Annotated in this window: 15 protein-coding genes, 1 tRNA gene and 4 pseudogenes; 15 read left to right on the top strand and 5 right to left on the bottom strand. The window is 56.1% G+C overall.

Annotation, left to right across the window (positions count from 1 at the left end):
- Complete coding sequence (locus HP062_RS09790; protein ID WP_172791349.1) at positions 1 to 1,236, top strand: cytochrome c; 1,236 nt, start codon at positions 1 to 3, stop codon at positions 1,234 to 1,236.
- A 1-nt stretch (position 1,237) separates the two neighbouring features.
- A complete protein-coding gene (locus HP062_RS09785) occupies positions 1,238 to 2,209 on the top strand; it encodes an XdhC family protein (protein ID WP_172791348.1) in 972 nt (323 codons plus the stop codon).
- 120 nt (positions 2,210 to 2,329) lie between these two features.
- Here the strand turns inward: HP062_RS09785 and HP062_RS09780 are convergent, their stop codons facing one another.
- Positions 2,330 to 3,613 carry an FAD-binding oxidoreductase gene (locus HP062_RS09780; protein ID WP_172791347.1) on the bottom strand — a complete coding sequence of 428 codons (1,284 nt, stop codon included), beginning with the start codon at positions 3,611 to 3,613 and terminating at the stop codon, positions 2,330 to 2,332.
- A 183-nt stretch (positions 3,614 to 3,796) separates the two neighbouring features.
- On the opposite strand from HP062_RS09780, the gene HP062_RS09775 reads away from it, so the two are divergent.
- Positions 3,797 to 3,873, top strand: a tRNA-Val gene (locus tag HP062_RS09775).
- Between the two features lie 98 nt (positions 3,874 to 3,971).
- On the opposite strand, the gene HP062_RS09770 is transcribed toward HP062_RS09775, so the two are convergent.
- On the bottom strand, positions 3,972 to 4,181 hold the full coding sequence (locus HP062_RS09770) for a hypothetical protein (RefSeq protein ID WP_083376289.1): 210 nt from the start codon (positions 4,179 to 4,181) through the stop codon (positions 3,972 to 3,974).
- Between HP062_RS09770 and HP062_RS09765 the strand changes: the two are divergent.
- The 4 genes and pseudogenes from HP062_RS09765 to HP062_RS31045 all read left to right on the top strand — a co-directional run.
- Positions 4,113 to 4,418: pseudogene (locus tag HP062_RS09765) on the top strand (site-specific integrase); the annotation flags it as partial. The gene HP062_RS09770 and the pseudogene HP062_RS09765 overlap by 69 nt on opposite strands.
- A 59-nt stretch (positions 4,419 to 4,477) precedes the next feature.
- Complete coding sequence (locus HP062_RS09760; RefSeq protein ID WP_172791346.1) at positions 4,478 to 4,948, top strand: hypothetical protein; 471 nt, start codon at positions 4,478 to 4,480, stop codon at positions 4,946 to 4,948.
- A 160-nt stretch (positions 4,949 to 5,108) separates the two neighbouring features.
- Positions 5,109 to 5,258 carry a hypothetical protein gene (locus HP062_RS09755; RefSeq protein ID WP_156877437.1) on the top strand — a complete coding sequence of 50 codons (150 nt, stop codon included), beginning with the start codon at positions 5,109 to 5,111 and terminating at the stop codon, positions 5,256 to 5,258.
- A 129-nt stretch (positions 5,259 to 5,387) separates the two neighbouring features.
- Entirely contained in the window at positions 5,388 to 5,615 is a 228-nt protein-coding gene (locus HP062_RS31045) for an antiterminator Q family protein (RefSeq protein ID WP_256666151.1), read from the top strand.
- 65 nt (positions 5,616 to 5,680) lie between these two features.
- Here the strand turns inward: HP062_RS31045 and HP062_RS09745 are convergent, their stop codons facing one another.
- Positions 5,681 to 6,130: a hypothetical protein gene (locus HP062_RS09745; protein WP_083376291.1), complete on the bottom strand. Its 450-nt coding sequence runs from the start codon at positions 6,128 to 6,130 to the stop codon at positions 5,681 to 5,683.
- A 311-nt stretch (positions 6,131 to 6,441) separates the two neighbouring features.
- Between HP062_RS09745 and HP062_RS09740 the strand changes: the two genes are divergently transcribed.
- The 6 genes and pseudogenes from HP062_RS09740 to HP062_RS09715 all read left to right on the top strand — a co-directional run bounded on the left by HP062_RS09740 (position 6,442) and on the right by HP062_RS09715 (position 10,250).
- Positions 6,442 to 6,771, top strand: coding sequence for an MFS transporter (locus tag HP062_RS09740; protein WP_145306067.1), 330 nt, complete (start codon positions 6,442 to 6,444; stop codon positions 6,769 to 6,771).
- Positions 6,768 to 7,122 (top strand): annotated as a pseudogene (locus HP062_RS09735) (hypothetical protein). Before HP062_RS09740 ends, HP062_RS09735 begins: the two are co-directional and overlap by 4 nt.
- 197 nt (positions 7,123 to 7,319) lie before the next feature.
- Positions 7,320 to 7,559, top strand: a complete 240-nt coding sequence (locus HP062_RS09730) for a hypothetical protein (RefSeq protein WP_172791345.1) — start codon at positions 7,320 to 7,322, stop codon at positions 7,557 to 7,559.
- Between the two features lie 75 nt (positions 7,560 to 7,634).
- Positions 7,635 to 8,060 (top strand): cell wall hydrolase, encoded by a 426-nt coding sequence (locus HP062_RS09725; RefSeq protein ID WP_172791344.1) that lies wholly within the window; start codon positions 7,635 to 7,637, stop codon positions 8,058 to 8,060.
- Positions 8,057 to 8,562 (top strand): annotated as a pseudogene (locus HP062_RS09720) (lysis protein). Before HP062_RS09725 ends, HP062_RS09720 begins: the two are co-directional and overlap by 4 nt.
- A 239-nt stretch (positions 8,563 to 8,801) precedes the next feature.
- A complete protein-coding gene (locus tag HP062_RS09715) occupies positions 8,802 to 10,250 on the top strand; it encodes an O-antigen ligase family protein (protein WP_172791343.1) in 1,449 nt (482 codons plus the stop codon).
- On the opposite strand, the gene HP062_RS09710 is transcribed toward HP062_RS09715, so the two are convergent.
- Positions 10,247 to 10,498 carry a hypothetical protein gene (locus HP062_RS09710; protein ID WP_178119845.1) on the bottom strand — a complete coding sequence of 84 codons (252 nt, stop codon included), beginning with the start codon at positions 10,496 to 10,498 and terminating at the stop codon, positions 10,247 to 10,249. The genes HP062_RS09715 and HP062_RS09710 overlap by 4 nt on opposite strands.
- Before the next feature lie 103 nt (positions 10,499 to 10,601).
- Between HP062_RS09710 and HP062_RS09705 the strand changes: the two are divergent.
- Together HP062_RS09705 and HP062_RS09700 are read left to right on the top strand one after the other, a co-directional pair.
- Positions 10,602 to 11,816: pseudogene (locus tag HP062_RS09705) on the top strand (IS3 family transposase).
- A gap of 75 nt (positions 11,817 to 11,891) precedes the next feature.
- Positions 11,892 to 12,068 (top strand): hypothetical protein, encoded by a 177-nt coding sequence (locus HP062_RS09700; RefSeq protein WP_172791342.1) that lies wholly within the window; start codon positions 11,892 to 11,894, stop codon positions 12,066 to 12,068.
- 117 nt (positions 12,069 to 12,185) lie between these two features.
- Here HP062_RS09700 and HP062_RS09695 read toward each other — a convergent pair whose 3' ends face one another.
- The gene (locus HP062_RS09695; protein WP_083376297.1) at positions 12,186 to 13,751 is read right to left on the bottom strand and encodes a PAS domain-containing methyl-accepting chemotaxis protein; all 1,566 of its coding nucleotides are present in this window, start codon (positions 13,749 to 13,751) and stop codon (positions 12,186 to 12,188) included.
- Positions 13,752 to 13,858 lie beyond the last annotated feature (107 nt).

Raw genomic sequence — 13,858 nt, 5'->3', positions numbered from 1 at the left:
ATGAAGCATTTACTGTCCCGTCTGGCGTTGGCGGTGAGTCTGGCTGCGTCTGTGTTGCTGGCTCATGCGGATGATCAAGTCGTTCGTGGTGCCTACCTCGCCCGCGCCGCCGATTGCATGGCCTGCCACACCGCGCCGGGTGGCGCGCCGTATGCCGGTGGGCTGCCGATCGTCTCGCCGTTCGGCACGATCTACGGCACCAACATCACCCCGAGCAAAGAGCACGGCATCGGTTTGTACAACGATGACGAATTCTTCGCCGCGCTCACCGAGGGCAAGCGTCGCGATGGTGCGAACCTGTACCCGGCGATGCCGTACACCTCCTATCACTTGATGCCGCGCGCAGATTCCGATGCGATTCACGCGTACCTGAAAACCGTCGAGCCGATCGAACGGGCAGCGCCGGTCACGAGCCTGAGCTTTCCGTTCAACGTGCGCCTGGGTTTGACGGGCTGGAACATGCTCTACGGCAAGGACGTGAAGCTGGCGCCGGCCGACGGCAAAAGCGAAGCCTGGAAGCGCGGCCAGTACATGGTCGATGTGCTCGGTCACTGCGGCGAATGCCACACCCCGCGCGGATTGCCGGGCGCGATGCAGCAGGACAAGCGCATGACCGGCGGCGTGCTCAACGGCTATCTGGCGCCTAGCCTGCTGGCCAACGACCTGGCCGCTCGCGGCTGGAATCATCAAGACCTGAGCACGTTCCTCAAACATGGCATGAGCGCCCAGGGCACGATGTTCAACGAGATGTTCCCGGTGTTTCACAACAGCACCCAAGGCCTCAATGACCCGGACCTGGCAGCGATGGCGACCTTCCTGCTCGGCGATCAACCGCCGACCGCGAAGGTACTGACCGACGTGCCGCTGGACAAGCTCGGTGCCAGCGCCCAGCGCGGTCGTCAGGATTACCTGAACGTCTGCGCCGGTTGCCACGCGGTCGGCGGCGAGGGCAAGCCGCACATCGCGGTGGCCATGCGCGGCAACACCACGCTGCGCCTGGAAGACCCGCGCAACCTGGTGCGGGTGATCGACGACGGCATTGGTGAGCAGAAATTCACCGGGTTCGAACACATGCAACCGATGCCGGGGTTCGCTGAGAAGCTCAGTCACGAGCAACTCACCGATCTGCTCAACTACCTGCGTCAAGGGTGGGGTGGTCAGACAGGTGATCTGGCCGTGAGCGACGTGCGGGCGTTGCGCGCCGATGCACCGCCACTCGAGCACAAGGCGCACTGACATGCAGCATCTCGATCTGCAAGTCGTGCGCCGGGCGCTGGAATGGTCGATGGCCGGCCAGCGCATCTGGCTGTGCACGGTGCTCGCCACCTATGGCTCGGCGCCGCGCGCGCCGGGTTCGTTGCTGGCGGTGAATACCGACGGACAATGGATAGGCTCGCTGTCCGGCGGCTGCGTCGAGGAAGACTTTCTCGAACGCGTCGCCGAGGGCGCGTTTGTTGATGCGGTCAGCGTGGTCCGTTATGGCGAAGGCGACGATCCGCATTCTCGTGTGAGTTTGCCCTGCGGTGGTGTGCTCGATGTACTGGTGGAGAAGCTCGAATCCGGGTGCGAGGTTCAGGCTCATGTGCGTGAACTGGAGTCAGCGTTGCTCGGCCAGCGGCGGCTGATCCGCGAGATCGATCTGGCCAGCGGTGCACGCAGCCTATTCATTGATCGTGAGCAGGGCGTGCGCATCGAACGGGAGATTGATCGGGTGCGCGTGCGGATCGGCGCGGCTCAGCGTTTGCTGTTGGCGGGGTATTCCAGCGTCGCCCAGGCGTGCGCGGAGTTTGCGGTTGGCCTCGGGTTCGAGGTGATTCTCTGTGATCCGCGCGACGAGGTGCTGGAAGGTGTCGTGCTGGAAAACGTTGAGATTCGTCGTCAATTGCCGTCCGTGTTCATTGCTGATGGCGGCTGCCACAGCGACACCGCGGTGGTGGCCTTGACTCACGATCCGCGCATTGACGATTTGGCGATGATGGAAGCCGTGCGCACCGAGGCGTTTTACATCGGTGTGATGGGCTCCCTGCAGACCTCGCAGAAGCGCTTCGAGCGGTTGCGCAGGATTGGTGGGTTGGGAGACGCAGAACTGGCGCGGATTCATGCGCCCATCGGCCTGAATCTGGGCAGTAAAACCCCTGCGGAAATTGCCCTCGCCGTACTCGCCGACATTCTGCGAATCCGCAGCGGCATCGCACGGGATCGACTTTAGACACCATTCCCCTTGTGGGAGCGAGTCTGCTCGCGAAGAGCCCGGCACATCCAACATCCATGTTGACTGTTTCGCCGCCTTCGCGAGCAGGCTCGCTCCTACAAAGGATTTCAGTCGTTCTTAGTACCCGAACTTGTCCCGCAGCCCGTAATACCAAGCACCCAGCGCGGCAAACGGTGTGCGCAGCAATTGCCCGCCGGGGAACGGGTAGTGGGGCAGATCGGCAAACGCGTCGAAACGCTCAGCCTCGCCACGCAGCGCTTCGGCCAGCACCTTGCCCGCCAGGTGCGTGTACGTGACGCCGTGGCCGCTGCAGCCCTGGGAATAGTAGATGTTGTCGCCGATCCGTCCGACCTGGGGAAGGCGCGAGAGGGTCAGCAGGAAATTGCCGGTCCAGGCGTAATCAATCTTCACGTCCTTGAGTTGCGGGAACGCCTTGAGCATCTTCGGCCGGATGATCGCTTCGATGTTCGCCGGATCCCGCGCGCCATAGACAACACCACCCCCGAAGACGAGGCGCTTGTCGCCGGTCAGGCGGTAGTAATCGAGCAGGTAATTGCAGTCCTCGACGCAGTAATCCTGCGGCAGCAGACGCTTGGCCAATTCATCGCCCAAAGGCTCGGTGGTGATGACCTGAGTGCCGCAAGGCATCGACTTGGCCGCGAGTTCCGGCACCAGATTGCCGAGATAGGCATTGCCGGCCACGATAATGAACTTGGCCCTGACCTTGCCCTGTGGCGTATGCACCACCGGATTCGCGCCGCGCTCAATGCGGACCGCTGGCGACTGCTCATAAATAGTACCGCCCAGCGACTCGACCGCCGCCGCTTCGCCCAATGCCAGGTTGAGTGGGTGAATGTGCCCGCCGCTCATGTCGAGCATGCCGCCGACGTAGTGCTCGCAGGCCACCACTTCACGTATGCGCTTTTGATCCAGCAACTCAAGCTGCGTATGACCAAAACGTTCCCACAGGCGTTTCTGCGATTCCAGATGGCCCATCTGCTTGGCAGTGATTGCAGCGAACACGCCACCGTCCTTCAAGTCGCACTGGATATTATATTTGGCGACCCGCTCACGAATGATCCGCCCGCCTTCAAACGCCATTTGCCCCAGCAACTGAGCCTGCTTGGGACCGACGCTGCGTTCGATCACATCAATGTCACGGCTATAACTGTTAACGATCTGTCCACCGTTACGGCCCGACGCACCAAAACCCACCTTGGCGGCTTCCAGCACCGTGACCTTGAAACCGTTCTCCAGCAAAAACAGGGCTGAGGACAGACCGGTGTAACCGGCACCGATCACACAGACATCAGTCTCTACGTCATCCTGCAAGGCCGGGCGCGGCGGAACCGCATTGGCCGACGCGGCGTAATAGGATTCGGGGTAGGGGGTGTTCGCCATCCGGCTGCCTCTGTTTAATATATTTTACGAGTGCCTCGATCCTACCCGAGTTAAAAATCGACCGCCAGCCACCGGAAAATCTTCTTAACCGCCGCTAAATTAAATATTTTGCATATTCATAGGGTTAGCTCGAAAAAAGGTGTTGACACCCCTCCGGAATTCCGTAGAATGCCGCCTCACAGCAGGCACGTAGCTCAGTTGGTTAGAGCACCACCTTGACATGGTGGGGGTCGTTGGTTCGAGTCCAATCGCGCCTACCAAACAAAATCCGCTCTGCTGGGCGGTCTAGAGGGGTCACCGGAAACGGTGACCCCTTTTTGCTTTCTGCGATTTGCAAAACTTTTGCAAAACTCCCACCTCAGAACGCCAACTCGGCGCTCACCTCCAAGTACTCGATCTTCTTTTCGTCGTGCCCCTCCTGATAGTGCTTCGTCATCTTCTCGTCCGCATGGCCCAGTAGCGCCTGGATGTATTCCGTCGGGAATTTCTGCTGCTCGTAAAGCCATTGAGTGAAGGCCAGGCCAGTGCCGTGTTCACCCGGCTGGGCAAAGGTGAGTGGACCAGTCACGACCTTCGCAAGGTGGCGCGTACCGGCTGGGCAGACATCGGCATTGACTATCTGATCAGTGAACTACTGATCAACCATTCCATGGGCCACAACGTGAAGGTGTACGTCCAATCAGACGTGATGAGTCGCAAGCGCGATGCCCTGGAGAAGTGGCATGCGCATTTAGATCAGCGTGGTTTTGACCTGATTCACGGATTGCCCGGCAGTAGATTGGGATATTCCGGTAATGCCCCATAAGCCACGGAACATAAGGCCTGCGAGGCACTTCAAGAATCAACCATAGGCGAGGTTTAAAAATGCGAATTCAAGCTGATTTAGCCGACCTGGCCGACCTGAAGCGCCTGGCCGACGCGATCCATGGCAAAGGCACGACAGTCGAGATGCTCAATCGCTGGGCGCAATTTGAGGCGGCCTGCAAACCAGAACTGATCGTGGCCCTGATCGCCGAGAAGGAGCGATACGACGAAGGTATGCGCGCAATTGCATGCCAGTTAGGTGCTGGAGGCTACAACGCTACAGAACTTACGGCAGACCAGCTGCTGGCAAAGGTCTGCGATGGGCTGAATGCATTTACCGACACTTCCGGCTGCCTGCTGGATCAGGTTCGATCTGAGCGCGACCAACTCAAGTCAGTGGTTGATTCGCTCTCGGAAGCTGTCCGTGGTGCGATCAAATATGTTGCCTTTGCATTTGATCAGGGCATGGAAGGGGCTGAGCCTGCCGGATTGGCCATGGAAGATTCTGTGGCAATGGCTGGTCAGCTATGAAGAAGCTCCACGGATCACTCCAGAAGCGCGAACTGAAGTTCATCGTCGAATGCAACATCTACCTGGGCAAGGGTATGCGGCTCGGGATCTTTCACTTCTCGAGTGCGAGCACTGCCTGGGGTCGGGATGGGTTTGCTGCCATACGCTCCAGACTCTTCCGTTGAGCTACGTTGTGCCGGTACTCAATGCGCGCTTGAAGGACGCGCTCACCGAGATCGCCAAGGCTCGCCATGTCATCGGCGGTGCCCAGGAACAACACGAACAGAACAACCGCCGCGGTGCCGGCGCTTCGAACTTCACAGGGGATTGAGTCATGGCTTTCACACCAACATTTAAAGAGCGTACCGCCGAGGATCTGCTGGAGCATTAGGGCCGCTGGGTCGTGCTGGGTTCGGGTGTATCCTGCTGCGCCTCTCGCGAGAAGACGGTCCTGTCGCCGATGATCACCGATGATGATGCACTGATGATTGACGGTCTGATGGGCCGTCTGCTGAAGCGCTACCCGGAATGTGGTCAGGTGCTCATGCGGTACTACACCTCTCGCGATAAGGCACTGATGGATGTAGGCAAGAAACTGGGCTTCGGTGAAGAGAAGACCAGGCAGCTTTGGAAGGCAGGAATTGCTTGGATTGATGGTGCTTTAGATATTCGTCGAGTGGCTGCTTAAAAATGTGCTAGGGAGAAGGCGCCGCAGCATAAGTCCGCTGTGCGCCATCCAAGTATTTCGGGTGGTCAGAGTGCCGAATTTGTATCAACCATTGCCTTCTTGGCTGACTGAAAATCTTCGCTAGAGAAATGAAGGAGAATGCTTCCCTCGAGCTCTACGGTTGCTGGGCCAGCAGTGATTGCCTTAGCCAAGAATGCTTTTCCTTTAACGGTTTCCGGTGACAGGATTCTTTTTCCGTTAATGCAGGCCTGAACGAACTTCACGTTCGTGCCATTCACCTTGTAAGGGCCAGCTGGCATAACGGCACTGTTTTGGCCTTCTCTACAAAACGAACCCGTCATATCCACCAGGTTCATGACGATCTGTTCTCCTTCGAACAGGCTTGCCATAGCAACTACTTGTTGGTTCTCCGCTGGATCGAGAACGTACATAGTGGATGTGAATTGTCGCCATTGGGTAGCTTGAGCGGAAAGGGACATTGCAGATGTGAGAGCGAAGATAAATAGTCTTTTCAATTAAAACTCCTTTTTTTGAACATGGCGTGTGGCTCCGTTGGCGCGGTCGTTGGCGCAGGATGCAGGCAACATGATATTACATCGCGAGGGAGTTGACAGGACCGGGGGCTAACTATAGATTTCAGGTACTTTGCGGTTTTTCCGCGAGCAAAGCCCGACTCTGAAGTTGGGCTTTTTGCTTTCTACTGTCCACAGAGCCTCGGCATTCGCCGGGGCTTTTTCGTTTTCAGCTCCACCACACCCATTGCTCCGAGCTGGGAGTGCTGCTGGAGCTGATTCAAATCAAGTCATGCAGAGTCGGAGTCGAGCGCATGGATCTACTGCATCGCCTGATCGACAAAGCTGAATGGCTTATCGCGGGCTTGATTGGAGCAATTGTTGCCAGTTGGTGGCACAAGGACGACCTTACTGATTGGCGAGCTTTGGCAATTTTCTTGGTCACTGGAGTGGCTTGTTCTCTGTACCTGACAGGCATGGTCAGTGCTTATCTCGGTGTCACAGAGCCGAGCATCGTCGCCGGCATCGGCTTTTTACTTGGCACCTTCAGCGGCTCACTTCTGGCGGCGATCAATCGCGCCATCAAAGCCGCGGACCTCTGGGCGATCATCCGTCAGCGGTTCGGCGGGGGTAATCCACCATGAACTTCGAACTAATCAACTCTATTGATTGCATGCGGCCTGATTGCCTTATGGGCTACCTGGTGCGTGCTGAGCGGGAAGGTGAGAGACGGCATTGTCGGGAAGATCATCTATTCAACGATCGCCATCAGTGGCTTCGTTGTGATGACTCGAACCCAGAACATCTTCTTCAACCCGACTACAGCGGGTTTGACACTGCATGTGTCGCTGGCATTGGCCGGTGTTCGCCATATCTTCATGGTTACGTGGTGGCTGACGGTTAAAGGCTGGCTCTGCCGAACCCTCAACTGCGAACACTGCATGGGTTGCGATAAAGCCCCAGCCGAGCAGGTTGATCGCCGCAAGCATAGGTGATGGCAAATGCTTAAGATCGACGCCCGTACCAATGTGGAGGAGCTTTCGAAAGCTCTTCGCACGCTTGGTAGTAAGCAGATTCCTTTCGCCTTTGCTCTGATGGCCACACGACTGGCCATGCTCGTTAAGCAGGGGGAGCTCTCAGTGATGAGGGCTCGCCTTACCTAGTGTTCCAAGCCGAGATGGAGGCGTTTCAAGTGCGTCTTGAGCTGGAGCGCATGAAGGTGGATCGAATGGCATTCGCCGGACAGGTTCCGGTCAATGTGCTGGGTGCGCATCCGGGTGACTTTATCGTTCCTGAGGCGGATGGTGATTCCATCATTGGGATCGCATTCCCTGCTTCTGTACTTACGTTTGAGCAATACCGACGAGCCGTGGGTATCGTGCAGAACGTGCTGCCTGACGGCCGCGCAAACATCCGGGTCAAGGTTGCATAACCAGATTCCGGCTTTCACCCAGCATTGAATCGACAGGGCCGCATTGAGCGGTTTTTTTTCGCCTGGAGAAAAGCGATGTCAGTTACCGAGAAAGACTGCGATGTCCTCGCCCGCACGCTGTGGGGCGAGGCTCGTGGTGAAAGCCTGGCTGGGCAGATTGCCGTGGCCTGGACGATTCGCAACCGTGTGAACGATGGCAAGACCAAGTCGTGGTGGGGCGAGGGCTATGCCGGTGTCTGCCAGGCGCCGTATCAGTTCAGCTGCTGGAATAAGAGCGACCCGAACTATCCGTCCTTGATCGGGGCCAAAGCGATTCCGTTCCGGGAGCTTGCCCAAGCGCGGATCGCTGCTGATCAGGTGATCGATGGCAAGGTGCCAGATCCAACCGGCGGTGCCACGCACTATTACGCCATCACCATGAAGAAGGCTCCGGACTGGGCGGTGAAAGCCAAAGAAACGCGGAGGCTTGGTGGTCGCGTTTTCTTCAAGGATGTGTCGTGAGTCCCGCGGCATGGAAACTGGTCGGTATCCTATTGCTGGTGCTGGCAACCGCTGGCGTCACCTGGAAGGTTCAGGACTGGCGCTACGGCAAGCAGCGCGCAGAACAGGCCGGGCTGCATCAGGACGACCTGACCGCCATCAGCAACGCGGCCGCCGACCAGATGCGCGCCAACCAGGACAAGCGACTCGCGATCGAGCAGCGGCTGTCGGCCAGCGACGAAACCCACCACAAGGAACTGAAAGATGCACAGACCAATCAGGCTCGCCTGCGCGATCGCCTTGCCACTTCTGATTTGCGGCTGTCAGTCCTCCTTGCCGAGGATCCAGGCAGTGGCGACCCAGTGCTTGCCGGTACCGCAGCCGTCGGCGTGTTCATGGAGGCGCGCGCGTCAGACTTGACCCAGCGCATGCTCAACGAGTTATCGGAATCACCGACGACGGCGACCAAGGACTGATTGCATTGGCGGCGTGCCAGGCCTATGTGCGTGAGCTGCAAAATTAGAGACTGTTTTCGGTCGGCAGGACGCCGTAAAAGTGCGCTGTAGAGCTCTGACAGGGAATTGCAACCTAGTGAAACATTCGATTGTGGAGTGTATTCTCCGCGAAATGCTGGCAGTATGCCTCCAAGAATTACGTCCTAACGTAGCACTTTGAGAGTGGTTTTTAGAACTGATGGAGGGCTGCTCGGCTTCTTCCTCATGGCTCTGTACCAAGTAATTTATCTATCCAGGAAGGGTTAGAATGTTTGTTGCGCAGAAGATGCACTATTTAAATGCTGGCGGTGGAATACTTGTTCCCGCTATTGGCGCAGCCATGTCTTTACCTATAGTGATGTTTTCACTCTTGGGGTATGACATTAACCCCGCATTTTTACTGGCTCCGCTAATTGGGATAGCGTTCCTAATGAGCTTCGGTCGCACCGGGCTTGCTTATATTGTTGCCGCAGTGTGCGGGCTCGCTTCTATATTGGCGGCCAATAAAATATCAGCGGATGGTGCACTGGTTAAACATATTTTCTCGTTAGTGTTAATCATGTTTTCTCCGTCTTTCTTGTTTCTCGGGAAGTACGTTTCAAAGAGTAACGATATCAGCAAGGTTTTTTACTGGTTGTCTTTATTTTCATCAATGTTTTTAATTGTTGTTGCTGCCCGTATTTTCTACCTGGAACAGGAAGTGCGAATCTACATTGGCCCTTACGGTTTGGCCGCGATGAACGCTGAATTCCTCGGCATGCCTGTTTTTGCAACATTCGGGGTGTTGAGTCTTGCGCATTTGGTGTGCTTGCAGGCGATGATCCTGTGTGGTTCGCTCATAGGCGGCAAAGCGACCAAACCCGTACTCACCTTGTTTGCGATAGCACTGTTCTGCGCCTCATTCCTAATCGTCGGCAGCGACTCGCGCAGTGCGCAGATCCTGTTGATGTGGATCGTAGGCTCCATTGTTGTGTATGCCATACGTAAAGCGAACGCTCGGCGGATGTGTGCAGTGGCATTGCTATCTATCCTGATTTCCTTCGCTATAAATCACGCAAGGGGAATGAGCAGTAATCGCATGGTCGCTTCTATTGAAGCTATCAATTCAGTACCGACTGAGTCCGTACCTGCGCCATTAGAGCAACCGATCGCTCAAGAAAAACTAATAGAGGAAAAGGAGCACTCGATCGCTCTAGAAAAACTGATACAGGAAAAGGAGCACCCGATTACTCCAGAAGAGTTGATGGAGGAAAAGTGGGAGAAACAGGCAGACCAGTTTGCAACCGGTCGCGTTGAGTTAGCTATTGCCGGCGCCAAAGAGTTTATGGCTAGTCCCCTCATTGGGAACGGGTTCTCTGGGTACGGACGATATTCTAATGAAGGGCTATCTACTGCTCTACTAGCCAACAGTTCGACTCACGTTTATTACCTTACGCTTCTATGGAAAGGTGGGCTGATCTTTTTCGTCCCGTTCGTGGTCATGATCCTGCTCAATCTGAAGGCAGCCATCATCGGCACAAAGGCTACAGAGCATTCAGCGGAGCGATTCTTTGCTTGGACTGCTGTTTTAATGGCATTCGGCCCAATGGCAATGGCTTGGGATATCCTGATCGTGCCGAGCGCTGGCGCCCTGGCATTCTTCCTGTTCGGCCTTCTGGGCGGGTTGAAAAACAGGGCAGCATCACCTGTGAATCCGTTTGTTGTGCATTCAACTTAATGTGGCAGGATTTGCGTGAAGGGATCTACACCGGTCAGCTCACGCAGTCTTGCGTGAAGCTCGCTGATCACCTTGGCGTTTGCCATAAACTCCCAATTTGTCTTCGTCTCGATGTCCGTGACCCTTCTATTGGCATCTGAAGCAGTGGCGAGCGCACGGTTCAGTTCGGCCCGCAACTGATCCCGCTCCCTCGATACCCCTGCGTGCATCTGCACAAGGCCGAAGATGTCTTCACGGGCTTTGCGCAATTGCAGGGTGTCCCGTCCTGAATAAGGTTTACACCTTCTGATCTTTTTTTTTCAGGAGGACTTAATGGAATAAGCAAAAAGGCGTAGTCAGCGAGACTACACGCTGACCTTTAAATTGTCGGTCGTCGATCAGGTCGAAAAAGGCGAGCTGAGTTATAAAGAGGCTCAGGAGCGCTACGGGATTCAAGGCAAAACGACCGTTCTGACGTGGTTACGCAAGCACGGTCGGCAGGATTGGAGCCCAGGCGGATACATTGGCTCGCCGAGGATGGGGTCTATGCCCGACAAAAACCGACCATTAACGCCAGAACAACGCATCAAAGAGCTTGAAGAACAGTTGGCGCTGTCCAATCAGAAAGCGCAGTTTTTCGAGGCGGTCGTGGATGTCTTGAAAAATGACTACGGTCTCTCTGTCGTAAAAAAGCGTCCCGGCAAGTCCTCGCGCAAAAACGAATCCAAAACCTGAGCATCAGCAGGGCTTGCCAGTTCATGGGGATAAGCCGCCAGGCTTACTACAAACGCAATCGCGCCGATGCAGCTCGTCTGGTTCTGGATCAGAAAGTTGTCGATTTCGTTCAACAAAAGCGCCTGCGGCAGCCGCGGCTGGGCACCCGAAAGCTGTATTACTTGCTGCAATGCCAGCCTCAACTTGAGCTGCAAGTGGGGCGAGATCGGCTGTTTTCGATTCTGCGTGAACGGCGTTTATTGGTGGCTCGCAAGCGGGCTTATCACAAGACGACCAATAGTCATCATCGCTTTCACCGCCACCCGAACCTGCTCAAACCAGGTCCTGATCAGGTTGTTCCCTGCGGCCCGGAACAAGTCTGGGTGGCTGACATAACCTATTTGCCAACTCAGGAAGGTGTGGCTTATCTGAGCCTTGTGACGGATGCTTTTTCGCGAAAGATCGTGGGCTATCACGTCCATGAAAGCCTTCATGCCGAGTCGGTAGCACACGCGCTGAGCTGGGCGGTAAAGCACCGTCGGACAGAGCAGCCGTTGGTGCACCACTCAGATAGAGGTATCCAATATTGCTCGGGGATGTACCAAGCGTTGCACGCGAAATACGGCATTCGATGTTCAATGACGGATGGCTATGACTGCTACCAAAATGCCTTGGCAGAGAGGGTCAACGGGATACTGAAGACAGAGCTTATGCTTCAGCGGCCGCAGGATTTGACGCAAGCGAAGAAGATGGTGAGTGAGTCGGTATCGATCTACAACGGCGAGCGACCGCACCTGTCTTTGAAATACAAAACGCCCGATGCGGTGCATCGGGCGTTAGGGTGAAACAGGTGTAAACCTATTTCAGGACTAGACACGTTTAGCAATTCCAGCCGCTCACCGACAGACGGTATAGTTCAGTCCGGAAGTTCTATAAGGAGATACTGCTATGGATAAGGCATTTCGAAATCCCATGTTTCTAACCGGCATCCCGCTGGCCATTTGCGGATCCAGCTTTGGCTTGACCGGCTTGTTGAACGAAGCAACGTTCAGTGACATGGCGCCCGGGCTGCTCATTCCAGGGCTCGCTTTTATGTTGATCGGCTGGATGCAGAGGAACAAGTGAGCTTCTCGGCCGTTTACGCCACAGCTAATCTTGAGCGTCGAGCAGAGAAATGACGTAAACAGCAGGATTGATCATCCTGCTTTTTCTATTTAGATCCCTGATCAGTAAGAGCAGGGGCTATCGGTTAAAGCGCTCAACCAGCGAATACTGAGTTTTAGCCGTCTGTGTTAGTTCCTTGGTTACCTCGGCGGAATGCCTGGCTTGCTCAGACGTCTGATCGGCGAGGGTTGCGATGGTGGTGATGTTGCGGCTGATTTCCTCTGCGACGGCCGACTGCTCTTCAGTCGCGGCCGCGATCTGGGTGGTCATATCGGTGATGTTGGCGACGGCTTCACTGATGCCGATCAGGGCTTTGTCGGCCTCCAGCACCCACGCAACTCCTTCTTCGGCCTGGCGCTGGCCGCTTTCCATAGTCTTCACGGCATTGTTTGAAGAGACCTGTAGCTTGGAAATCAGGCCGTGAATCTGGGTCGTCGACTCGGTTGTTCGCTGTGCCAATTGGCGCACTTCGTCCGCGACGACCGCGAAACCTCGGCCCATTTCTCCCGCGCGTGCAGCTTCGATTGCGGCATTGAGCGCCAATAAGTTGGTTTGATCGGCAATGCCTTTGATCACATCGACGACCGTCCCTATTTCGTTACTGTCTTTGGCCAGTTGCGCGACGGTCTGGCCTGTCTCGCCTACCACATTGGAGAGCCGCTGAATGGCGTCGCGGGTGTCCCGGGCTACGTCACGTCCGCGGCCTGTCAGCACGTTGGCTGCCTGGGTGGCGTCGGCAGTGCGCTGGACGTGGCTTGCGACCTCTTGCGTGGTCGCTGCCATCTGATTGACGGCGGCCGATACCTGCTCGGTTTCGATTCGTTGGCGATCAAGTCCACGTGAACTGTCGGAGGCGAGAGCATCAGATCTCCCGGCCAGCCCGGTGAGCTGCTCTGCGGTGTCTTGTAAGCGTGTCAGGCAAGTCTTGAGGCGTGATGCCTGGCTCACGAAGGCCGTTTCAAGACGCGCCTGATGACCTCGCTCGTCGCTATACATTTGCGCGATCAGTTGGTCGGAAGTGGAAGCCTCTGCCATTTCCAGCAGATGCAGCGCACCGCGCTTCTGTCGGCGCGAAGCAATCAGGCCCATCGGAGCCGATACACCTACGGCTACCAATGCTGCCAAGGGAGGACTGAGGAAAACACCGCCCAAAGTCCCCGCTAAGCCCATGGCCAGGAACGGCAGCCAGTCCATCAAGACGGGTTGCCATTTGTCGCTGCCGGGCACGGCAGACTTGCCCCGGTTGATTCGTTTATAGAGGGCTTCGGCCCGGCGGATTTGTTCGATGCTCGGCTTTACCCGGACCGACTCATAACCAACGACTTGGCTCCCTTCAAATATGGGCGTGACGTAGGCATTGACCCAGTAGTGGTCGCCGTTCCTGGAGCGGTTCTTGACGATGCCCATCCATGGGTTGCCTTGTTTGAGGGCGCTCCACATATGGGCGAATATGGCGGATGGCACGTCAGGATGACGAACGATGTTTTGCGGGGCGCCTATCAGATCTGACTTGTTGAAACCGCTGATGTCTACGAAGGCGTCGTTGCAGTAAGTGATGACCCCTCGTGAGTCCGTTGTCGAGATGAGTTTCTGTTGAGGTCCAAGGGCAACCTCACGTTGTGTAACGGGTTGATTGTTTCTCATCTGTGTTGCTCCTATGCCCTAAGCTTGAGACATCGGCAAGAATTTGCAAAAGGTTAATGAGTTCTTGGAAATGAAACTGTCTTGTGTCGGAAAGTTTATGGGGCGGC

Source organism: Pseudomonas sp. B14-6, from assembly GCF_013260315.1.
Classification (GTDB): domain Bacteria; phylum Pseudomonadota; class Gammaproteobacteria; order Pseudomonadales; family Pseudomonadaceae; genus Aquipseudomonas; species Aquipseudomonas mandelii.
This window is presented reverse-complemented; position numbering and strand designations above follow the sequence as displayed.